The sequence below is a fragment of the Cylindrospermopsis sp. CR12 genome (assembly GCF_001432185.1).
Lineage (GTDB): Bacteria > Cyanobacteriota > Cyanobacteriia > Cyanobacteriales > Nostocaceae > Raphidiopsis > Raphidiopsis raciborskii.
In genome coordinates this window covers 102,052-124,755 of sequence record NZ_LMVE01000126.1, presented here as the reverse complement: position 1 = coordinate 124,755, position 22,704 = coordinate 102,052, and the positions used below count along the sequence as shown (strand labels likewise).

The following is a 22,704-nucleotide window of genomic DNA, read 5'->3' as shown; positions in this document are numbered from 1 at the left end:
CACCATATCTCCCCTAAATCTCCTCCAGCAGTTTTTAAACTGTAGCTTGTGACTACAGGAATAACACATCTTTAATTTGCTAGGGTTTGCTAGGAGGGGATATGCCAAAGTGTATTGTGATTGAGCCTCACTTGACCGTTCAAGAGCTGGAAAATCGTTATCAGCAATCACAAAATAAGATTGAAAGCACTCATTATCAAACTATATGGTTATTAGCGTCAGGAAAAACCACCGCAGAAGTGTCTGCAATAACGGGATATGGTGTGCCATGGATTTATGAGTTGGTTCGTAGTTACAACCTTTATGGGACGGAGATTCTAGGGGATCTCAGAAGAAATAACAAAGGGACAGCAAGATTATTGAATAATCAACAATTACAGCTTTTGCAGCAAACTTTACAATTACCACCTGAAGATGGGGGTTTATGGAATGGACCAAAGGTGGCAAACTGGATGAGTAAATTGTTGAATCGCAAAGTTTACCCCCAAAGAGGATGGGAATATTTAAAGAAGCTGCGAAATATTCCATCTTTTAGGTCCCTTACTCAATTATAATTCTTACCATCTGTGGAAATCATATACCAACTTCCAAGGAGTGCTATATTGGTACTGGTAATAATTACTTTGTTCCTGGTGTACACACAGCAAAAATGATCATCAAAACTCTTGGTTTCTTTTTCTTGGGTCTGGGAATTACTCTCGCAAGTCCCGTAGTTTCAGTTGTGGCTCAAAACACACCGAGTCCAAAACCAATACCCATACAGGTCCCTGTGATCAATACTCCAGAGGTAAATACTCCCCCTCCGGTTGTCCCACCGCTACAACTAATCACATCAGAAAGCGCCTGCAATTCTCAAAAATGCCTAGGTTGGGATGAACAACTATGGGGAAAAAATGGCGATCGCCAGGCTTTATTAAATGCTATTGATCTGAGTTTAAATTATCTAATAACTAATAGAGCAGTTCAAGCATACGCCAACTATCCCATTAAGGAAATTAGTTTAGACAGGGTGCGTCGCAGTTTATTACGTTTTAGGGAACTGGTTGTAAATTCCCGGTCAGCAGCAGAGTTACAAGCAGCTGTGAACCGCGAGTTCGTCTTCTACCAGTCTATAGGTAACGATGGCAATGGTACGGTAAAATTTACTGCTTATTACGAACCTGAATATGTAGCTAGTCGGGAACGCACAGCTATATATCAATATCCCATATACAGGGTTCCACCAGATTTTAAACAATGGACAAAACCCCATCCTAAAAGGGTTGACTTGGAGGGTAAAGATGGTTTACAAGGGGGTAAGGGCAAATTAAACGGATTGGAACTACTGTGGTTTAGCGATCGCCTGGATCCATACATCATTCAAATTCAAGGATCTGCCCAAATTAGACTACCTGATGGAACAAGAACCTCCATAGGTTTTGCGGGGGGTACGGACTATCCTTGGACGAGTATAGGTAGGGAACTGGTAAAAGATGGCAAACTAACTGGTGGTAGTATGCCACAATTACTCAGTTATTTCCGTGCTAATCCCCTAGAAATGGATAACTACTTACCCCGCTGGGAAAGGTTTGTGTTTTTTAGAGAAACCAATGGCAATCCAGCTACAGGTAGTCTGAGCGTTCCCGTAACTGCAGAGCGTTCTATTGCTACAGATAAGTCCCTCATGCCCCCAGGCGCATTAGCGTTGATTAATACCTCTTTTCCCTTTGTTGTGGGTAACAACAGAATGGAAAACCGCCGGGTGGACAGATTTGTCCTAGACCAAGACACAGGTAGTGCGATTAAAGGACCTGGTCGAGTAGACTACTTTATGGGAACTGGGAAAGTAGCAGGCGATCGCGCTGGAGTTACGGGTACTAACGGTACATTATACTACTTACTGCTCAAGGAAGAGACAAAAGCTGGCGATCGTCCGTGTCCAAAAGTCAACAAAGGGAATTAACTTAATAGGGAGGATAGGCAAAATCCTCATCATCGGCGTAAACATAGGAGCTGGTAACACCGGGAACTTCTCCCTTAGAAATTTCCGGTTTTATTGCTTCCTTACCGAATTCTTTATGTTCCTCAAAAGTGCGACAAATGATTTGGGATTCTGGGGAATCTGAAGCAATCATATAATCAGTCAAGGTAGAAGGGGTAGGATGTTTATAATCCACCGTACAAGCGACTGGAATAATATTTGGTTCCACACCTCTTTCTTCACACTCAATGATGGGGCAAAAAATCCCATGGGCGTGAAACAAAGACCCTTTAGAAACTAAGGATTTCTTTTGAAATCCAGCATAAGCTTTTTCTAGTTCTCCTGCAAAACCTCCCGAGAGTTTACCTTGTTGATATTCGGAATAACTTTTACCAAAACTAGCACCTGACACACCACTCAGGGTCAATTGTAAAGGTGAATGGTGTAAAAACTTTTTATTTTCGCCAACTAGAAAAATCAGATGGCGAGTATAGATTTTAAATTTAAGTTTATTAGCTAAAAAATCATCTTTGTAGTCTTTGAAAGTACCTAACCTAATTTTTGTTTCTCGGTCCTGCACTGACAAAGGTCCCCTACGGATAATCACCAACCTGGGAGTGGTAGTAATGTAGACCGTATCCACATCCCCGGATCCAAATTCGTATTCTATCTCTTGCCAATTATCATCCGGTTTGAAACCTACAGCTTGGGCATTATCTTGTTTAATAGCCAAACCATAACTTTGCAACCCGTCCTCTCCGTAGCGAGGATTGATCATTTGACACCAAGGGAGAACTTGGGAGGGTGGGGCATTAAATTTTTCATCTTCAAAGTCGAACTTGCTATTAGCTGTTGCTGTAATCATTGCAGAATATCCCAGTGTTTAATTTATCAGGGTTTTCTTTTGTACTACCATTTGTACCATTTTTTTATATCAATGGCAATTTCTAAATCAGATTTTAACAATTTCTTCCTAAATTTAAATTACAAACGTTGCAATAAACTTAATCCATGTGTATCTGTTCCACAGGTGCTCATTAGTCCATACTCCTCTGCCAACATTTGTACCTCAGCAGTTAGTTTAGGACACGGTTCCCAGGGGGTGGGATTTTTGTAAGCATAAAAAGATTCTACTCCATCAATACCACACTCAGCCGCTTTGGGTATTAATTCAAAGTGCGATTTCTTGTAGCGGGCTGGATGGGCAAGCACAGCTATTCCTCCAGCGTCGTGAACAGCCGCAATGACATTTAATGCATTATATTCTTCTCCTATAGCTGCTTCTCGCTGTAAATAGGGTTTCATGCGATGGTGTTCCACTTCAAAGCTATAACTTAAAATGTGTACTTCTACATCCAATAGTTCAGCATTAATTTCTACCCCACTCCATAGATGGGGTGCGGGACTAAAAGGATGATGGCATTGCCATTCTTCTAGCCAATTTTTTGCTTTCTCATATCCTTCAACGCTATGATGATCTGTAATGGCTAAGCCCTTTAACCCAATGGCGATCGCCTGTTCCATAAGTATATGGGGGTGCAATTTACCATCAGAAAATACCGTGTGCGCATGGAAGTTGAACAATTGGGGACAACTTTGTTTATCAAGTCTTTGGAAGACTCGTCTTAGGTATTCTGTACCAGCAGTAGTCCGGGCAAAATTTACAACCATAACTCTCTGTGATCAACAATCTATAATTTTGAATAAACCAGCAGGCCACACTTACTGATCGGATGCACCGAATCTTTTGACTTATTATGAATAATAACAAACCTGGCAAATTTTTGCCGTAAAAATTCATCAGTATTTCTGATTAGTTGTATAAGGACATACTAATACTCTTAAATAATTTTGTCAATAATCACCGACGTAGAACGTCGGTGACCGCATCAAATCAAAGTTGCCTGCTGTTCCTTGCTAATGACCCTACCTTGATCTTCAAAACCGGTAATTTGATCGAAATTCAAGTAGCGATACAAGTTATCGGCAAAGGGGTTAATTTTTTCAACCACAACGGACATATATTCCTCCACTGTGGGAATACGTCCCAATAAAGCACAAACTGCTGCCAACTCTGCCGAACCCAAATATACTTGTGCACCATTACCCATGCGATTATTAAAATTGCGGGTTGATGTAGAAAATACAGTTGTATTATCTTCTACTCTTGCTTGATTTCCCATACATAGGCTACATCCAGGAACTTCGGTTCTGGCATGGGCATTGACAAAAACATCATATACCTTTTCTTGCTTTAATTGATACTCATCCATTCTGGTTGGTGGTGCTATCCACAGTCTTGCTTTTACTTGGCCTGCACCTTCCAAGACCTTGGCGGTGGCGCGATAATGTCCAATATTGGTCATACAAGAGCCCACAAATACTTCCTGCACTGGATCATTAGCAACTGCCGATAATAACTTAACATTGTCAGGATCGTTAGGGGCTGCGACAATAGGTTCCTTGATGTCGTTTAAATTAATTTCAATCACTTCTGCATATTCTGCATTTGGATCTGCTGTCAAAAGTATGGGGTTAGCCAACCATGCTTCCATTTTTGCCACTCGTCTCATAATGGTGCGCCCATCACCATAACCTCTGGCTACCATATTTTTTAACAGGGCAATATTGGAACGTAAGTATTCAGCAATTGTTTCTTCACTTAGTTTAATAGTACAACCAGCACAAGAGCGTTCTGCTGAAGCGTCGGTCAATTCAAAAGCCTGCTCGACTTTTAAATCTGGTAATCCTTCAATTTCCATAATTCTACCGGAGAAGATATTTTTCTTGTTCTTCTTCTCCACGGTTAATAGTCCCTTCTGGATAGCAACGTAGGGAATAGCATTAACAATATCCCTCAGAGTTACTCCTGGTTGTAATTCTCCTTTAAATCTGACCAAAACTGATTCAGGCATATCTAAAGGCATTACACCCAAAGCACCTGCAAATGCAACCAGTCCTGAACCAGCGGGGAAAGATATGCCCAAAGGAAAACGAGTGTGGGAGTCTCCACCGGTTCCCACCGTGTCTGGTAATAACATCCGGTTCAACCAGGAGTGAATAATCCCATCTCCTGGACGAAGAGCTACACCTCCACGGGATGCAAAAAAGTCTGGTAGTTCTTGATGGGTTTTCACATCTACTGGTTTAGGGTATGCTGCGGTGTGGCAAAAACTTTGCATTACCAGATCCGCACTGAAACCTAAACAAGCAAGTTCTTTCAATTCATCCCTGGTCATTGGTCCTGTGGTATCTTGGGAACCAACTGTGGTCATAATTGGTTCACAGGAAGTACCTGGTCGCACACCTGGGAGACCACAAGCTCTACCAACCATTTTTTGCGCTAGGGTGTAACCCTTACCCGTATCTTTTGGTAGTTGGGGACGAATAAATAAATCACTGGGCGCTAAACTTAATGCTTGTCTTGTCTTGTCCGTGAGAGTGCGTCCAATCAACAGAGGTATTCTTCCACCAGCGCGAACTTCATCTAAAATCGTGTCCGGTTTTAAATTGAAGGTGGCAATGATTTTTCCCTCTTTGGTGATTTCACCCTGGTAAGGGTGAATGGTAATAATGTCACCCGTTTCCATTTGAGTAACATCACACTGGATTGGTAGTGCACCCGCATCCTCAGCTGTGTTGAAAAAGATAGGGGCGATCGCACCGCCTAAAATATAACCACCTGCTCTTTTGTTAGGAACAAAGGGAATATCATTGCCTATATGCCATAATACGGAGTTGATTGCCGATTTACGTGATGAACCTGTACCCACCACATCTCCGACGTATGCTATGGGATATCCTGTTTGTTTAAGTTGGGCGATAGTTTCCAAGCTTCCTGGTTGTCTGGTTTCCAACATTGCTAAGGCGTGCAGGGGAATATCAGGACGGGTTGTGGCGTGGGTAGCGGGTGATAAATCATCAGTGTTGGTTTCTCCTGGAACCTTGAAAACCGTAACCGTAATTTGGTCTGCTAGGGTAGGACGGGAGGTGAACCATTCTCCTGCGGACCAGGAGTCTATGACCTGTTTAGCATAGGAATTAGTCTGGGAAAGTTCTAATACATCATTGAATGAGTCATATACAAGTAGAATTTTACTTAGAGCCGTTGTTGCAGCTTCAGCTACTGGTGAGGAGAGCAAGTTAATTAATGACTGTACGTTATAACCTCCTACCATGGTTCCCAGCAGTTCTACTGCGGTGAGAGGAGAAATTAAAGGACTGGTAATTTCTTGTTTAGCAACAGCGGTGAGGAAACCAGCTTTAATATAAGCTGATTGGTCTACTCCTGGGGGAATGCGGTCCCGTAATAAATGTAATAATAGCTCTTCTTTTCCTGCAGGGGGATTTTTAAGTAATTCACATAGTTGAGATGTTTGCTCCACATTTAGTGGTAATGGGGGTATACCTAATTCTCCCCGTTCTTGAGTGTGTCGTTGGTATTCTGCTAACATGCCAAGTTCCCTTTTTTGCTGTTATTGCTCCTATTTTAACCTATTTCAGGATAAACCGTTAACCACCACCTAAAAATGCTCCGCATTAAGTGTCGCCTAAGTGTCACCTATACCTGTATATTGAGAACTACCGAAGATTGCTTCCGGGTAGCGGTAGTGTTTAAACTCCATGATGTTATAGAATGGGTCTTCCAAGAAAAAAGTTCGGTGTTCTAGGGGAGAACCGACAAAGCGATTTTTTGGTTCTTCTCTAAAATTCAACTCTTTAGTTTTGGCACGTTCTAGGAGTTCTTGCCAATCTTCTTCTTGGATAAACACTAAACCAAAATGCCTAGGATAAATGGCCTTTTGAGGTGTTAAGGGTTCTTTAGTGATATGTGCTACTAGTTGATGTCCATAAAGATTAAGGATTAAAGCATGGGGGTTTTCTCGACCAGCTATGCAGCCTAATCCATCAATATAAAAGCCTTTAGTTTGAGAAATATCACCAATGGGAAATGCTAAGTGAAATATAGTTTTCATGGTTGCCAATGTGTATTATAGCTTTTTAGCTAGACCTATAGATGGAGTAGATGGGAAAAATTGAGTGCAGGCGTTCTGATTAGAAGCAGTGGGGTCATAGCAGCAAAGATTCAACTGTTGACCCCAAGCTTACTACCAGCTTACTAACTGGGAACCTTAGCTTCACGGGCCATGTCCATAAAACCACTCATGTTGGCACCAGGACGACGACGTGCTCGGGAAGTTAGGGTGAGCAGGTATTGGGGTGCAAAGGTAGTTTCCTTTGCTACTACTGGTTTTTCCACCGGTGCTGGAATCGATTCTACCTTGGGTGTTACAACCGATTCTACCTTAACTACTGGTGCTACTTGTACTACTGTGGTTGGTTCATTTTCTTCTTTAAGCTCTAAGTAATATTCGTCCTTTTTGCCAAATATTCCACTAATAAAGCTCAAAATGCCCGCAATTAAATTTTTGATAAATCCAAACATGGCAAGATCTCCTGTCTTCGATTCCAATACAAGTTTGATTCTTTAACAATAATTTTACATTCTAGTTACATTTTTTGATGCTCCGCTGATTTATCAGCGGATACCCAGTTCCATCGTAATAAATCTTATTTGTTTCTCGAGCTTGAGTTTGAGAAGATAGAACCAATTTAATAAACGATCCTAGTACCTACTTACCACCCGATTGAGCTTGGATTATAGGTTGGTTTAGGTTCTTTAACTTGTTACAGGAGAAGACTGAATGAAATTAGCTTACTGGATGTATGCAGGACCTGCCCACATTGGCACCCTAAGAGTAGCTAGTTCTTTTAAAAATGTTCATGCGATTATGCATGCTCCCTTGGGTGATGATTATTTTAATGTTATGCGTTCTATGTTATCCAGAGAACGTGATTTTACACCGGTTACAGCTAGCATTGTAGACCGGAATGTTTTGGCTCGCGGTTCTCAGGAGAAAGTAGTAGAAAATATCACTCGTAAGGATGCGGAAGAACACCCGGATTTAATAGTTTTGACTCCTACTTGCACTTCTAGTATTTTGCAGGAGGATCTACAAAACTTTGTAGACCGTGCTCAAATGGATGCTAAAGGGGATGTGTTGTTAGCAGATGTTAATCATTATCGTGTAAATGAGCTACAAGCAGCGGACAGAACCTTACATCAAATTGTTAAATATTACATAGAAAAAGCTCGGAAAAAAGAGGAATTGCCAAGTGGTAAAACTGAAAGACCGTCGGTGAATATTATTGGTATTTCTACTTTGGGATTTCATAATAATCATGATTGCACCGAGTTGAAAAAATTAATGGCTGATTTGGGTATTGAGGTAAATGCAGTTATTCCTGAAGGAGCTTCAGTCCATGAGTTGAAGAATCTGCCAAAGGCCTGGTTTAACTTGATTCCCTATCGGGAATTGGGTCTATTAACTGCTAATTACTTACAGGAAGAATTTGCCACCCCCTATGTGGATATTACTCCTATGGGTGTGGTGGAAACTGCTAGATGTATTCGTCAAATTCAACAAATAATTAATCAACAAGGTGCCAATGTTGATTATGAAGAATTCATCAACGAACAAACTCTGTATGTATCCCAAGCTGCTTGGTTTTCTCGCTCTATTGACTGTCAGAATTTAACCGGTAAAAAGGCGGTGGTTTTCGGTGATAGTACCCACGCAGCAGCAATGACCAAAATTCTTTCCAGGGAAATGGGTATTCATGTGGTCTGGTCGGGCACTTATTGTAAATACGATGCTGACTGGTTTAAAGCACAGGTTAGTGAATATTGTGATGAGGTTCTCATTACAGATGACCACGGATCCATCGGAGATGCGATCGCCCGGGTGGAACCTGCAGCAATTTTTGGCACTCAAATGGAACGCCACGTAGGTAAACGCTTAAATATTCCCTGTGGAGTTATTGCAGCTCCTATTCACGTACAAAACTTTCCTATAGGTTACAAACCATTTATGGGTTATGAAGGGACAAATCAACTGACTGATTTAATTTATAACTCCTTCACCCTGGGAATGGAAGATCACCTGTTAGAAATTTTCGGTGGTCATGATACTAAGGAGGTAATTACTAAGGGAATTTCTGCAGAATCTGATTTAAATTGGACAAAAGACGGGTTGGCCGAATTAAATAAGATTCCCGGTTTTGTCCGAGGTAAGGTGAAACGGAATACGGAAAAATTTGCCCGTGAACGAGGATTTAAAGATATCTCGGCGGAAGTGTTATATGCTGCCAAAGAGTCTGTGGGAGCCTAGTCAAACCCTTTTTCTAGCCTAGGTCAGGCGATCGCATTATTTAAAGTCTTGAGAAAAAAGATGCGATCGCCATAATTGTAAATTGTCTATAATAACCCTTCCAATCGCCGACGAATACTATCTAGTTCAGAACTAGAGATTTCCTGTTGTTCCTCCTTGGTCTTTTCACTGGAATTACCCTGTTCCCAATCTGTTTTCTCTACATTTTTTTCTGGAGGGGTAATCAAAACAGTGCTATCTTGCGGTACAAATTGCCAGTCAAAGCCATACTGTTGACAAAATTCCTCGATCTCCTGTTGATCCATCTCTTCAACTTTAGCCATGGGGAAATCCTGGGCTTCTAACATCAAAGCGAAGCGAGTTGCATCGTCTTGTGATTCAAACATCATAATTGTATTACGATTACCCACTAAAATGGAATGAATTCCTTCATTATCTGTGCCAGCATTAAAAATTAGTACAAAGACGCCCATAGTTCATCCTGGAAATTTTCTCTTTATTTTATTTCCATCAGGTCTCGGATTCCATACTACAGTAAATAACGAGCAAATGCTATACCCAAGTATAAGCTAGTAACCCCTAAAACTGCACTACCTAACCAATAAAAAATGGCCTTGAAAAAATCTCCCCCCTGAACTAAGGCTAGGGACTCTAAACTATATGTAGAAAAAGTTGTATATGCGCCTAAAAAGCCCGTGGAGATCATTAACCTTACTTCCTGCGGAACTATGGTTTTTTGTCCCATCCAACCGGTAAAAAACCCCATTGCTGCACAACCACTAAGATTAATAAAGAATGTCCCATAGGGAAAATTTGTCCCCAATTTCAGCGTCAACCAAAAGGTTAGATAGTAACGAATTAAAGCACCGGCGATCGCACCTAAACTAATGGCTAATAATTGACGGATAGTAAGATTTTGTAACATAGCATTCTCATTGAGATTGAGAAATCCGTACTTTGAGGAGAGGTTTTCATCATTGTACATTATGTTGCCATGGGATAAAATTAAATTACAGCCAGTTATTGGTTTTATCCTATTGGTTATGTGAGGTTACTACACATATAAACTTTATTGTACAACTGGGAGATCAAACTATGGGAAATCAATTCAAGACTCTTGCTCTATTAGCAGCTCTAAGTGGATTATTAATTGCTATTAGTTATTGGATTATAGGTGGTAGTGGTGGACTAGTCCTAGGGATCGGTTTAGCAGCAATTACCAACCTATTTTCCTGGTATCAGTCAGATAAGATTGCCTTAGCGGTATATAATGCTCAGCCAGTGAGTGAAGCCCAGTTACCCGTTCTTCATCGTATGGTGGCAAAATTATCAAGCCGCGCCAATATGCCTATGCCTAAGTTGTATATTGTACCTACTTATACTGCTAATGCCTTTGCTACTGGTAGAGATCCAGAGCATGCAGCAGTTGCAGTAACAGAAGGGATTTTAAATATTTTACCAGAAGAGGAATTAGAAGGAGTAATTGCCCATGAGCTTACCCACATAGTTAATAGGGATACTCTAACTCAAGCTGTAGCTGCTACGGTTGCTGGTGCAATTTCCTTCCTGGCACAAATGTTGAGTTATAGTCTTTGGTTTGGCGGTGGTTCAAGGGACAACAACAGGGGAGGAAATCCCTTGGGAGTGTTATTGACAGTTATGTTGGCACCCCTAGCAGCAACAATTATACAGTTGGCAATTTCTCGCACCAGAGAATTTTCCGCTGATGCTGGTGCTGCTAAAATAACAGGAAATCCCAGAGCTTTAGCTCGAGCTTTACAAAGACTAGAAGCAGCTGCTAGAGAAACACCTTTAGATGCTAATCCAGCTTTTGAACCATTATTGATTATTAATCCCATTTCTGGACAGTTTTTGGCTAATTTATTCTCTAGTCATCCATCAACCCAGTCCCGTGTGCAAGCGCTGTTACAATTAGAGAACTAACTTTTTCACAAATTTTTGAAAAGCTCTAAATCGCAGATACAACCTCTGTGGACTTAGCATAGAGGTTGTCAATAGCATACTTAACAACTAATGACTCTTCTGTTGCATGACAAGAAGTTTTTAGGATTCGGGTTTTGACCGTATCTTTGATAAGTTTGGCTTGAAGAGTATATAAACAACCAGCAGAATTTTCATAACTTAGCTCTGCTAATATTGTATTATTGTCCATACTCTGTTCTAACACTCTTCCTGACACCTTGTTATTAAACCAATCCCATCCCTGAATATAAATTATTTCCCTCTCTAAAACCTGTAACGCTGGTGGTAAAAGGCCCCACCCACGATAAACCCTATCTAGGATTTTAATGTCTCCAGCACGAAATAAAATCGCTTGTAAAGACTGTTGATCCAATAATCCATAGTATCTAGCTTCTGGTAAATCTATGGCTGTGGGGGCGAAACGATGTCCACCAATATGACTAGATCTCCAAATTCTCACTTCCTCTAATTGCAACTCCACAATTGTCTTCTGGGCGTGAAAATAAAAGGGGTTGCCATACCTAGCACAACATTGATCATGACTGCCATGGGTACAAATAAGAATATCCCTAGTAAATTTATTTTGTATTTTGTAATCACTGTTTTCACCCGCCAACCATTTTCTCACTTCTCCCTCTACTAACTCAATATCCGGCAACCTAAATTCTCGCTTAATATAACTTTTTGTTAAACCCTGGGGTTTATGATAGATCAGCAGTGTGGTTTCTTGATTTTTATGGGAATCTTCCTTGGCAATCAATAAGAATCTAATTGGTAGTTTCTTACTTTGTAACTCCCTGTGTAGCAATTGCAGGTTACTAGGTACCCATTTGGAGCCAAATGCTTCTGATATCCAAGGAGGTGGACATTCTACTAAAATATAAGTTTGGTAGTTGGTTGCACTACCAATTATTTCTTCTCCTATTTGTCGTGAGTAGTCCGAGCAAAAAAAATTTTTCATGTTACCTTTAGCAATTATTTTTTTAAGTTAGTCATTGGAAAAATTGTGTTGACAACTACTATTTTTGCAAATCATGGCGATTTCCATAAACTTGGTAAATTAACCACTAGAATTAACAATATTTTATTAATAATCTATTGTGACATACTCCCTCTGATTTTACTTTTTAAAATAAATTTTGATTTACTTTAAATATACTTTAAATTCCCTTAATAACCTCTATATACGCAATTAGTCGTACCTAATATATTTTAATATTTTGCCTTTACGCATTAGTATGTTCTTAGTCATAACTATGAGCGATCCTTAAATGAGAAAAATTCCTAATTGTTGGCATGGGAGAGACTTAGGGGTTGTGTGCAGTTTTTAGTCCATAACTCATCCACTGCAAGGCGAATTTTAGCTTTTTGTGGGAAGTATAGCAATTAAGTGATAATGGTAACAGAATCATTGCCAAAAGACAAGAGTGAGATATAGCATATTTTTAATAATTTTTCTCAATACTTGTACATGGTCAATGGAATTGAAAATTTCCGATTATTCTGAATTATTATGTGAGCATAGGAGTTAAAAACGTATGACATTAATATTGGCCCTGGACTTCGGGGGAACTAAGTTGGCCGCAGGTACTGTAGAAGCAGACGCAAGAGAATGGTTACGCCGTGAGAGTCAGTTATCACCCAAAAATGGGGACGCATTAAATGACCTAGAAATCATGCGATCGCTCATCAGTGCTGTACTAGACAATCGTAGAGCGGATGCCATAGGAGTTAGTTTTGGTGGACCAGTGGATGCACAAACGGGAATAGTCAGACTATCTCATCATGTACCTGGTTGGGAAAATATTCCGTTGAAACTGCTATTAGAAGAGGAATATAAAGCTCCAGTTAGTATAGACAATGATGCGAACGTGGCTGCCATAGGGGAGCATCGGTTTGGTTCTGGGCAGGGATACGACAGTTTGTTTTATATTACCATAAGTACAGGAGTAGGCGGAGGATGGATTTTAAATAATCAACTTTGGCAAGGTACAGGAGGGATGGCGGGGGAAATTGGTCATGTAGTAGTAGACCCTAGGGGTCCAGTATGTTTATGTGGTAAAAGAGGGTGTGTAGAGCGTTTTGCATCGGGTCCTTACATTGCCCAAAATGCCAGAGAATTATTAGAAAAAGTGGCACAACAATCGACCAGTTCTGGTGAGAATGTCCAGGGAGATATACTACGAAAGTTAGTAGGTAATAATTTGGATTTAATCACTGGGCAAATAGTCAGTTTAGCAGCATCAAATGGAGATGAGTTAGCAAAATCGGTTTTATATACAGCAGCTTGGGCTTTAGGAGTAGGTATTGGCAATGTGGCTAACTTGATCAATCCCCAGAGATTTATCTTGGGGGGTGGGGTTACAAAAGCAGGGGATAGTTTTTGGACCATTGTGAGAAAAACAGCCCATCAAACTGCTTTACCAGAGGTGAATTTCGAGATTGTGCGAGCGGTTTTAGGAGATGATGCTCCATTGTGGGGAGCGGTAGCTTTGGGTTTAGATATTGGCTATTCTGGATACAGAATCTGATTAAATGAGATATTATTAAATTATAGTATATAGATTACAAATCCATAGAAATTGTGTAAATCCTGAACAGCTCTACAAACTCCAAAATGATTCCACAGGATAAACATGACCATTCCTTTACTACAATATTCTCCATCCAGTCAAAACCAAAGAGTGAAAAGTTTTGAAATTCCTGGAGATGAAAATCCGCCAGTTTACACCATGGAAGGGACTCCTTCTATCCCAGAGGTTAATGAATTAATTTGGGCTGCTTATCGGCAAATTTTTAATGAGCAGCAAATTTTGAGGAGTAATCGTCAGTTAACCCTGGAGTCCCAATTAAAACACAATAGCATTAGCGTCAGAGATTTTATTAGAGGACTATTGTTATCAGAGACCTTTCGTTTACGGAACTACGACACGAACAATAATTATCGCTTCGTAGAAATGTGTATCCAGAGAGTGTTGGGAAGAAACGTCTACAGTAAACAAGAAACCATGGCTTGGTCAATAATTTTGGGAACAAAAGGAAGACAAGGTTTCATTGATGCACTGCTCAATAGTGAGGAATATGAAAGTAATTTTGGTGATTATACAGTTCCCTATCATCGGCGAAGAGTAATTGCCCAACATAGTATGGGAGAATTACCTTTTAGCCAATTTCCCCGTTATGATCAGTATTATCGTCAACAACTAGAGAATTTGGGTTATTTCCAAAATAAAGCGCCTCTAAGCTATCTATGGAAATGGCAACAACCTCCTTACCATCCAATTTATCTAGTCTTATCATCAGGCTTTGGAATATTAGGAAATCTGTTGATTTTAGCTGGGACAATTTATGTGATTCTCACTTATTATGGTCTAGTTAATTTTTAAATACATAACTTAGCCAGAATTCTATTGGGTTTCAGGATTTTGGCTAAGGTATTGAGGAAATGGGGATTTTTATCAAGCACTAACCCACCATTTCCTGTTCCTCACGCCATAACTGATATAACCGATTGGCTGGAATTGTTAAATATAAAATGTCCCCCGGACTTAAATTAGTTTCTAACAAATCCCAACCATGTAGGGTTTGATTATTGGTTTCTACATATAAAGGCACAAAATCCGCATATCTAGCTACGTCCTTTACCCACTGACCACAAAAGGGGTGATTAGGACTAATCAATGTTGCAAAGGCTACCCATAAGTTATCACCTATAATACCATTGCCAATAATTCTTCCCCCCAATGCAGCAGCAGCAAATGCTGGCGCTGCTAATTCTGCAGGACTTAATACTGCTTCAAAACCAAATACTTGTTTGGCCATTCCCGCAAAATCAGGGTCAGCATAATTCACCACTACGGGAATTTTTGGGGCTAAACCTTTAGCTTTTAAGGCAATTTCTAAATTGATTGCATCGTTATTAGTTACCGCTAAAACTGCATTTGCTGTATCTATATTACTAGTTTGTAAGGTTGTCCGAAAACTGGCATCCGCTAATATCACCGGAATGCCCATTCCCCTAGCTGTGCTTACATATTTATTATGAGTATCAGTTTCAATTACTACTACTTCATTACCACTGGCATTTAATTGCTGCACAATTTTAATCCCAATCCCACTTAAACCACAAACAATATAATGGTGTCTTTGAGGAATTCTCGCTGCATCCCAAAATTGTTTCAGACGACTTCCTAAGACGAAATCTGTTAACATGGCATACCAAAGACCAAATACCACTGCTCCTGCTAACATCATAACAATTGTGAATACTTTAATGCTGTTTGGTGCTGCTTCCACAACTTTATCATTACCACCCGCACCTGTAATCATCCCTACAGCAAAATATAAGGCATCCACAAATGAAATATTTAATTTGGCATATACATAAGTAAGTGTGGCAATTAAAATGATTATAAATAATACTATTGCCATGGCAATTACTGATTGGGCATGCTTCTGAAAATGCCTAATACTGGTGAGGATTTTAATTATTTTCCTAGCCCATGATTTGCGTGTGTAACTGACCCGTGGTTGAATACCAATAATCAGGCGATCGCCCATTTTTAAACGTTGTTCTGATAATACTGCGGATACCAAATTCATTTTTCCCGTGGTTGGTAAATAATAAATCAGCATTCGTGTTTTTTCTTCCCATAGGTCACTAATTTTTTTTCCTTGCCATGGATGATTGTCATCAATATATTCCTCATGAATTGGCCAGGTTTGATCAAATAATTTAATTTCTCCTATAGCTTTATTTCCTAAAGCAGCAAAGGTAAATACGGGTGCTGCTAGACCTACAACACTCATACTCAGATGATCTATCAGGGTATGATCTAAACGTTCTCCTAAATTAGTATTATAAAATCGGTTAATAATGCGAATATTAGGATTTAGTACCCGAGCTTGCATCATAACTGATAAATTTATACCATCATCAGCTGTGGCAATTACTAGAGTATGTGCCTGTTCAACTCCTGCTGCTTGTAGGGTAGAAGCTGCACATAGCTCTCCAATAATCACATCTCCTGTAGTTTCCCCTGCAATGGGTCTACGATGAATACCAACAACTAGGGCGCCCTGTTGTCTCAGTAGACGAAAGATCTTATAACCAGTTCGACCTAATCCACAAACAATAATTCGAGGTTTCATGAAATATCAGCACAATTGTCACTAATACTCTGTATTTAATACTCTGTATTTATTTGTATTTATAATTGATTTCTCCCAATATAACTGTATCTCCACATACGGTATAGAATACTGGGAGATTAAATATTTCAGAATAGACCCATTGTTAATAAACGACTTAACAAATGAATTAATAACCAAAACTATCCTCAGCTATGGGAAAAGCATAGTTAGAGAATAGGGAGTAATGATTAATTTCATTATTGGTTTCTTGGTCGAGCACATGAATAACCCGATTATGAATTTCTTCTGCTTGTTCAGGGGAATTGCCAATGCTAGTTAAACCTAGTTTGCCAAACTGAGAAATACAACCCATCAGATGAAATACAGTTCCTGTTTCTGTTCCACTCTCAAAATGTAATCGGTGATGGGCAATAATATCCATTAAGTCACTGGGTAATAGCCCACGGTAGGAGTCTTTTTGTAAATTGTCCGTAGCAACATAATATTTAGGTTTTCCTTGCTGACTGTAAAATAACCCGGTGGATAAATCATAGCTCCCATTGGTTAATAACTTTAAAGTCATAAAGGGGTGAGTAGTACCGCCTTTACGTAAATTAATTTCAATAGCTTGGATATCCCATTTACCATTACCTTGATCCACTACTACAAAATCCACGCCAAATCTTTCCAATGCTCCTTTTTCTGCCAGTTTTTTGCCTACAGCTAAACCAATATCTTGTAATTCTACTCTATAATTCTCATTAGCTGGAAACCGACACCCTAGATAAATTTGTCCATCCGGACCACCTAGAATTTGATCATGGGTGGAAAGTATTTCTACTGTCCCATCGGGGGTGATTCTTCCCTGCACACTGGGAGAATATTTGATTTCACCTTCTATAAATGATTCGGCGATCGCTCCCATTTCTAAAATAAGTTGAGAGAAGGTTATCCAATTTTCTTGTTGAGCTTGAAAACGTAGATTGACAAAGCTTTTTTCAATGGCTTCTGCTCTTTCAACATGGTTGGTTTTACCGGGAGCAAAATCTGTTAAAGGAAGCAAATTTAAGATGGCATTTCCCTTTCCAGATATACCCTGGTTTAGTTTGACAACTATTTTTTTTAAATGTGGTTGACGTTCCCACAACTTAGCCACTTCCCTGGCCAGCTCTTTTGCATTCCAGACCAACTTACTACCATCTGGATGAGGTACACCAGTTTGGGCAAAAATTTCTCGACTACCACTTTTTGTTCCCCAAATCTGTAAATCTGGCGCAGCAGCATACAGAGGTATATTCAGTTTTAGAGATAACTCTGCTTCCCAAAATGTGGAGTTATAACAACTTATAAAAGCTTTATCTACCTGTAATGCTTGGCGTATTCTTTCTATTAATCGGGGGCGTTCTAAGATTTTTTGACTGAGCGGTTTTAAAGAAGAATCGTAGGTAGAAAGCATTAATAGACGATGGCGAGCATGGGAAAAAGGAATTCCCGGTAGCAATTGTAAATAATAGTCAATAATGCTAGGATGTATGGGCATTGATGTGACATAAATTAATCTATTTCGGGGGTTGCGCAAACGAATGAGAGAAAATAGTAATCTTTCTTCATAATGCTCGCAACCTTGAACTTTTTCTAGTTCTCGCTGATCAATACTCAAGGAAGGTATGATTAAAATATCAGTCTCACTATTGTCAAATATCTCACTGGGTTTCCATCGCTCCCCTAGGGTTGATTGTAAACTACGAAATTGTTCAATTCCTGGTAATATATCTTTCTCAGTCATATTTTTTCTCCCTAATATATACTAGTTAATATATATCCCAGGTAAGACTCTTTTGGCTGATTTTATCTGTATATTTTTGTAAATTTTTTTTAGCTATAAATTGATTGAGAAAAGTCAATTATTAAATCAGTTATCAGTATATTGAATTAGCTATGCCCAATAGATATCTAATCTATATCTGAAGAGTGATAAAATCAGGTTTTTTTTTACTTCCGATGCACGATAAATAACCAAGAATTAACAGTTAAATTAAGAGCAGATGAACAGGGTCAAGCCTTCATGATCACTGATTATCTAATGGTTAGAAATAATTGGATTAAGAGCCTATGAAGGGATGGTTACGCTCATTTATGGACGAATATGTTACTAACTGAGTGTACCAATATCCAATCATCAAGTCTCAAGTTGTTAACAGCTCCCAGGAACGAAAGCAGAAAATAAGTTTCTCAAAATGAGTTTTTAAAAACTTGTTTTGAGAAATTTACCTATAGATACTTAAAACCTATTTCTTATCAATTAAATGGTGTCGTCCCCTGAAGCAGAAAAGTTCTCCCAGGAACGCAGGGCCCGCAATTGGGGGGTTTTCTTTAATTGATGGGCTTCCATCCTAGTAAGCACATCATCTAAGATGGTGACAGCTTGGGTAATAAATGGTCCCTTATTCAACATAACACATTCAGCTCTTTCGGCCATAGCTGCATCTGTCATTTCTCCACGAGATGGGGCACCTTCCTTGACTAAACTCTCTAATACCTGAGTTGCCCAAATCACTGGAACGTGCGCAGCTTCACACAACCACAGAATTTCTTCTTGTATCTCTGCTAATCTTTGATAGCCAATTTCTACCGCTAGATCCCCCCTAGCAATCATTACTCCAAAGGGGTGTTTCCCCGCTGCATGAACAATTAGTTCGGGTAGGTTAGTAACTGCTACAGCGGTTTCAATCTTGGCAATAATCGCTGGATGTTCTCCCTGCAAGCATCTTTGCGCCAGTTCGCTTTGTAATAGTTGGATATCTGTTGTTTGTTGGACAAAGGAATAACCAATAATGTCCGCATGGGTAGCTAGGAAGTCTAAATCAGTTAGATCCTTTGGTGTGAGCGGAATTAGGGGTAATACTATGTTGGGAAAATTTAGTCCCTTTTCTGGAGATAGCTTCACTCCCTTGGGTTTAGCATGGGTCACCTCCAATAAAAACCCAGAACTACCATCTGGTAAAGGATAATCTTGATCAACTACCCGAGTACGTAATTTACCATCGTCAATATAAACTAAGGTGCCCACTGTTAGTAAGTCCAGAATTTCTGGTACTGTACAACTAATGTGAATATTATCTATAGGATCTGCGATCGCTTGGTTAGATAAACTACGACACAAAACAATTAAATCTCCTCGGAAGACGCGATTTTTACCTGCAGGGGCTAAAACTATTTCGGTGCGAATTTTTGGACCACCTAAATCCATCATCACTGTACATTGAGATGAAAGTTCTTGTTCAGCTTGACGAATGTTCTGAATCATCTTTTCCCAAATACTAGGATTGTCATGGGCGCAGTTTATTCTTAAACAAGTTGCACCTCGCTCAATTATCTCCCGCACCATTTCATATTCACTAGCAGCTTCTGTGGGTAGGGTGACCATAATTCTCACCCGACGATGGGGTAACGCTGGACCAAATAAGCACTCTGTCTGTTCTCTTAACCTATTCTCTCCCTCAAAAAAAGATGTGAGAACAGGACGAGTAACAGGAGCAGGAATGGGAACTTCGCAAATTAATGCTAGAGTAGCAATAACCGCATCTAGATTAGCCATCACCCTTGCTTCTATACGACCCAAAGAAGATAAGCCCCAAGGCATAAGAGCAGCTTGCAAAGGACGCAGGTCGTGTCTCCGCAGGGCTAAATACTGGGCTAGGTTGAGGGCGCTAGGGAGAAATTGGGAACGCTGGATGTGCGATCGCCATTGGTCAAAAATAGCTTTCCCATCTCTTTCTACCGCTTCTCGGAGGTTGAGCAAGCTATCTAATAAGACGCGTGGACTTGAGAGATCTGTAATATTCATGATCCTGGTTCACCTGAAGCAGTTCGCTACTGTAACCAATGATAATCTGGTTTTGTACAAACCGCTTTATCTTCATCTATTGGACACTATGGCACTCAACTTATATCTGCTACGGCATGGCGAAACAAATTTTAGTCAAAGTGGCAATTTCTGTGGGGAAACGGATGCACAATTGACACCAGAAGGAAAGCAGATGGCTCATAGTTTTGCTGATACTTATAAAAATTTATGTTGGGAAGCTGTTTATGTGAGTCCTATGAAACGAACTATCGCTACAGCTCAACCTTTTTGTGATGCAACTGGTCTAAATATGCAGTTAAGAACTGGTATCCGAGAAGGTAGTTATGGAGAATGGGAAACCAAAAGCAAGTCCTTCGTTCAGGAAAATTATACTGAAAACTATATTAAATGGTTGACGGAGTCCGCATGGAATGCACCTCAAGGAGGAGAAACAGCTGTAGAAATTGCTAACCGATCTATTCCCGTAATTAGGGAAATTAAAGAAAAACACCATCAGGGTAATGTTTTGCTGGTCTCCCATAAGGCTACGATTCGGATTATACTTTGCAGTCTACTGGGAATTGATTTAGGATGCTACAGATATCGTATTAATATTTTGGTAGCATCACTTAGCATGGTTAGGTTTGATGTTAATGGTCCTATGTTAGAAATGTTGGGCGATCGCAATCACATACCAGAACATCTCCGTCTCCGTCCGGGAACCTAATGGAGCAGAAGATTGGTATGAAGATTATGATGCTGCTCCCTTTTTATGCTTTACTTCTACCACCATGTGGACGTTACCACGAGGACTAAAATCAGCTTTTACAGTCATTTCTAAGGGTGCACAGGCAATAACCAGATCATCTAATATTTGATTGGTCACTTCCTCGTGGGAAATGTACTTGTCCCGGTAGCTGTTAATATATAACTTTAACGCTTTTAACTCTACTACTCTTTGGTCTGGTATGTAGGCAATATGAATCGTGGCAAAGTCGGGATAACCGGAAAAAGGACATTTACAGGTAAATTCAGGTAAGGTAATATCAATTGTGTATTCCCTACCTACGCGAGGATTGGGAAAGGTAATTAGTTTGCCCTCTTCGATTTCTCGCTCACCATATTTTACTTCTTTAACGGGGTCTTCACTTGGTAGAATGTTACTGACGGAATGACTCATAATTATTGGGACTAACTAAAAAGCACATATAAATCATAATGTTTTATCACACAAAATCTCTATTCTTCCCAGTCGGGACACTTTTCCCCATCCCAACCATAGGGGTACATGGCACAAACCAGTAGGTTCCCACCATATACTTCTCCATGATAATTACTACAACCCACACATGCAGAATTTTTCAGTGAATCAGCTTCCACCTCATATGGGAGGTTAGGATCTTCCAGATCCCAATAGAACCCCACCAGCGGTTCTAACAACTCACTTAAACACGTACCTGCACTCCCAACCTGTTCGTCAATTTCCTCGGTTAAATCGAAAAGAGTATCCACTATCTCATCGATTCCCTCGAATAGTCTTTCTGCTTCACCAGATACGGTTAAAACAATATCAAGTAATTCTTCTTGCCACCATGTCATAGGTTTTCATGCAATAGCTAAACCAAATTGCATCTTTATTATCACTTGTCTTTCTCTTCCACCTCTTCCACATCCACTATTTCTATCAAACGAGGTTCTGCGGGGGTGGTTTTATCTGAGTCTGGTGCTGTACCCCGAGACTGCTGAGCCTGTTGGATCATCTCCTCCACAAAACGGCGAGCTTCCTCCGTGGTCATCTGTCCCTTTGCTTCCATTTCCTCCGCTAATTTTTCAATTTGCGATCGCATTTGGTTGAGGGTTTCACCACCTCTTTCGCCAGCATAAGCCGCTAGACCTACACCCAGGTAAAAAGCTTTTTCTACAAGTTTTCCAAAAGCGGGCATTGCCGTAAAGCACTCCTAAAAATGGGGGAACCCGGAGACTACGCCTACCACAAGCATCCCGTATTGCTGCTACCTTCCGGTCCTGACAAGGTTTAGGCGTTGAGATCGCATAGATCCAGGTCTGAATTTATAATAACACGAAATTTCTAAAATGGTCAACTATTCTAAAACAATTTTCCACTCGTGCAGTTGGTAATTAACACAACCGTTAATTACCAAAGGATCTGCGCTAACAATTGCCTGGGCTTCTTCCATAGAATCTGCCTCAAATAACATCATCCCTCCACCTTTTCTCGCCCAGTAACCAGTTTTAGCTTTATGTCCTTTGTCTATTAGTGCTTTTACGTATTCTTTATGGGCTGGCACATACTGATCAAAGGTGGCTTTATCCACTAGGCCTGCTTCTATTTTGACAAACCAAGGCATATTCACTAAGCATTTACAACTGACTACACAATACCATGAATTGACTGTTTCCGCTGTTAATAATTCTTAACATTAGGTGGTTGCCAATTTTTTATAGAACAAATATACTAATAAAGTAGTGGAACCTTCCAGCTGTAGGGTGGGATTGGTTACCCGGTTCATTGTGTTGATCAATTAAGT

Annotated in this window: 22 protein-coding genes and 1 other RNA gene; 7 read left to right on the top strand and 16 right to left on the bottom strand. The window is 40.0% G+C overall.

The genetic code is table 11. From position 1 onward, the window contains the following. The first annotated feature begins 101 nt into the window (after positions 1 to 101). Both ASL19_RS14670 and ASL19_RS14665 read left to right on the top strand, forming a co-directional pair. On the top strand, positions 102 to 554 hold the full coding sequence (locus ASL19_RS14670; protein ID WP_057178906.1) for a transcriptional regulator: 453 nt from the start codon (positions 102 to 104) through the stop codon (positions 552 to 554). 95 nt (positions 555 to 649) lie between these two features. After that, positions 650 to 1,942 carry a murein transglycosylase A gene (locus ASL19_RS14665; RefSeq protein WP_152980445.1) on the top strand — a complete coding sequence of 431 codons (1,293 nt, stop codon included), beginning with the start codon at positions 650 to 652 and terminating at the stop codon, positions 1,940 to 1,942. A 1-nt stretch (position 1,943) separates the two neighbouring features. Here the strand turns inward: ASL19_RS14665 and ASL19_RS14660 are convergent, their stop codons facing one another. From ASL19_RS14660 to ASL19_RS14640, 5 genes are all read right to left on the bottom strand, one after another. After that, positions 1,944 to 2,825: a DUF5895 domain-containing protein gene (locus ASL19_RS14660; RefSeq protein ID WP_006277956.1), complete on the bottom strand. Its 882-nt coding sequence runs from the start codon at positions 2,823 to 2,825 to the stop codon at positions 1,944 to 1,946. A 119-nt stretch (positions 2,826 to 2,944) separates the two neighbouring features. Next, entirely contained in the window at positions 2,945 to 3,631 is a 687-nt protein-coding gene (locus ASL19_RS14655; protein ID WP_057178905.1) for a PHP domain-containing protein, read from the bottom strand. A 218-nt stretch (positions 3,632 to 3,849) separates the two neighbouring features. After that, the gene (gene acnB, locus ASL19_RS14650) at positions 3,850 to 6,414 is read right to left on the bottom strand and encodes a bifunctional aconitate hydratase 2/2-methylisocitrate dehydratase (RefSeq protein WP_057178904.1); all 2,565 of its coding nucleotides are present in this window, start codon (positions 6,412 to 6,414) and stop codon (positions 3,850 to 3,852) included. 96 nt (positions 6,415 to 6,510) lie between these two features. Next, positions 6,511 to 6,936, bottom strand: a complete 426-nt coding sequence (locus ASL19_RS14645) for a VOC family protein (protein WP_057178903.1) — start codon at positions 6,934 to 6,936, stop codon at positions 6,511 to 6,513. Between the two features lie 143 nt (positions 6,937 to 7,079). After that, positions 7,080 to 7,406 (bottom strand): hypothetical protein, encoded by a 327-nt coding sequence (locus ASL19_RS14640; protein WP_057178902.1) that lies wholly within the window; start codon positions 7,404 to 7,406, stop codon positions 7,080 to 7,082. Between the two features lie 259 nt (positions 7,407 to 7,665). Between ASL19_RS14640 and bchB the strand changes: the two genes are divergently transcribed. After that, positions 7,666 to 9,192, top strand: coding sequence for a ferredoxin:protochlorophyllide reductase (ATP-dependent) subunit B (bchB, locus tag ASL19_RS14635; RefSeq protein WP_006277951.1), 1,527 nt, complete (start codon positions 7,666 to 7,668; stop codon positions 9,190 to 9,192). Between the two features lie 86 nt (positions 9,193 to 9,278). Here the strand turns inward: bchB and ASL19_RS14630 are convergent, their stop codons facing one another. Beyond that, on the bottom strand, positions 9,279 to 9,665 hold the full coding sequence (locus ASL19_RS14630; RefSeq protein ID WP_057178901.1) for a DUF3110 domain-containing protein: 387 nt from the start codon (positions 9,663 to 9,665) through the stop codon (positions 9,279 to 9,281). 56 nt (positions 9,666 to 9,721) lie between these two features. Continuing rightward, a complete protein-coding gene (gene crcB / locus ASL19_RS14625; RefSeq protein ID WP_057178900.1) occupies positions 9,722 to 10,117 on the bottom strand; it encodes a fluoride efflux transporter CrcB in 396 nt (131 codons plus the stop codon). 170 nt (positions 10,118 to 10,287) lie between these two features. Here crcB and ASL19_RS14620 point away from each other — a divergent pair, with 170 nt between their 5' ends. Then, entirely contained in the window at positions 10,288 to 11,136 is an 849-nt protein-coding gene (locus ASL19_RS14620; RefSeq protein WP_057178899.1) for a zinc metalloprotease HtpX, read from the top strand. Positions 11,137 to 11,161: 25 nt separating this feature from the next. On the opposite strand, the gene ASL19_RS14615 is transcribed toward ASL19_RS14620, so the two are convergent. Then, entirely contained in the window at positions 11,162 to 12,136 is a 975-nt protein-coding gene (locus tag ASL19_RS14615; protein WP_057178898.1) for a sucrase ferredoxin, read from the bottom strand. Positions 12,137 to 12,713: 577 nt separating this feature from the next. On the opposite strand from ASL19_RS14615, the gene ASL19_RS14610 reads away from it, so the two are divergent. Together ASL19_RS14610 and ASL19_RS14605 are read left to right on the top strand one after the other, a co-directional pair. After that, positions 12,714 to 13,706 carry an ROK family protein gene (locus tag ASL19_RS14610; protein ID WP_057178897.1) on the top strand — a complete coding sequence of 331 codons (993 nt, stop codon included), beginning with the start codon at positions 12,714 to 12,716 and terminating at the stop codon, positions 13,704 to 13,706. Between the two features lie 105 nt (positions 13,707 to 13,811). Then, positions 13,812 to 14,561: a phycobilisome rod-core linker polypeptide gene (locus ASL19_RS14605; protein ID WP_057178896.1), complete on the top strand. Its 750-nt coding sequence runs from the start codon at positions 13,812 to 13,814 to the stop codon at positions 14,559 to 14,561. Positions 14,562 to 14,640: 79 nt separating this feature from the next. Here the strand turns inward: ASL19_RS14605 and ASL19_RS14600 are convergent, their stop codons facing one another. The 3 genes from ASL19_RS14600 to ASL19_RS14590 form a co-directional block, all read right to left on the bottom strand. Beyond that, complete coding sequence (locus ASL19_RS14600) at positions 14,641 to 16,326, bottom strand: TrkA family potassium uptake protein (RefSeq protein WP_057178895.1); 1,686 nt, start codon at positions 16,324 to 16,326, stop codon at positions 14,641 to 14,643. Between the two features lie 169 nt (positions 16,327 to 16,495). Further along, positions 16,496 to 18,094 (bottom strand): peptide ligase PGM1-related protein, encoded by a 1,599-nt coding sequence (locus tag ASL19_RS14595; RefSeq protein WP_057178894.1) that lies wholly within the window; start codon positions 18,092 to 18,094, stop codon positions 16,496 to 16,498. A gap of 516 nt (positions 18,095 to 18,610) precedes the next feature. After that, the gene (locus ASL19_RS14590; RefSeq protein WP_057178893.1) at positions 18,611 to 20,155 is read right to left on the bottom strand and encodes a pyruvate kinase; all 1,545 of its coding nucleotides are present in this window, start codon (positions 20,153 to 20,155) and stop codon (positions 18,611 to 18,613) included. 88 nt (positions 20,156 to 20,243) lie between these two features. Here ASL19_RS14590 and ASL19_RS14585 point away from each other — a divergent pair, with 88 nt between their 5' ends. Further along, positions 20,244 to 20,882: a histidine phosphatase family protein gene (locus tag ASL19_RS14585; RefSeq protein WP_040008477.1), complete on the top strand. Its 639-nt coding sequence runs from the start codon at positions 20,244 to 20,246 to the stop codon at positions 20,880 to 20,882. A gap of 24 nt (positions 20,883 to 20,906) precedes the next feature. Here the strand turns inward: ASL19_RS14585 and queF are convergent, their stop codons facing one another. From queF to ASL19_RS14565, 5 genes are all read right to left on the bottom strand, one after another. Then, positions 20,907 to 21,335 (bottom strand): preQ(1) synthase, encoded by a 429-nt coding sequence (gene queF / locus ASL19_RS14580; RefSeq protein ID WP_057178892.1) that lies wholly within the window; start codon positions 21,333 to 21,335, stop codon positions 20,907 to 20,909. Positions 21,336 to 21,394: 59 nt separating this feature from the next. Further along, entirely contained in the window at positions 21,395 to 21,754 is a 360-nt protein-coding gene (locus tag ASL19_RS14575; protein WP_057178891.1) for a hypothetical protein, read from the bottom strand. A 41-nt stretch (positions 21,755 to 21,795) separates the two neighbouring features. Further along, entirely contained in the window at positions 21,796 to 22,098 is a 303-nt protein-coding gene (locus tag ASL19_RS14570; RefSeq protein WP_057178890.1) for a hypothetical protein, read from the bottom strand. Positions 22,099 to 22,123: 25 nt separating this feature from the next. Next, an RNA gene (gene ffs, locus ASL19_RS16985) (signal recognition particle sRNA small type) lies at positions 22,124 to 22,220 on the bottom strand. 37 nt (positions 22,221 to 22,257) lie between these two features. Beyond that, positions 22,258 to 22,524, bottom strand: a complete 267-nt coding sequence (locus ASL19_RS14565; protein WP_057178889.1) for a YciI family protein — start codon at positions 22,522 to 22,524, stop codon at positions 22,258 to 22,260. Between the last annotated feature and the right edge of the window lie 180 nt (positions 22,525 to 22,704).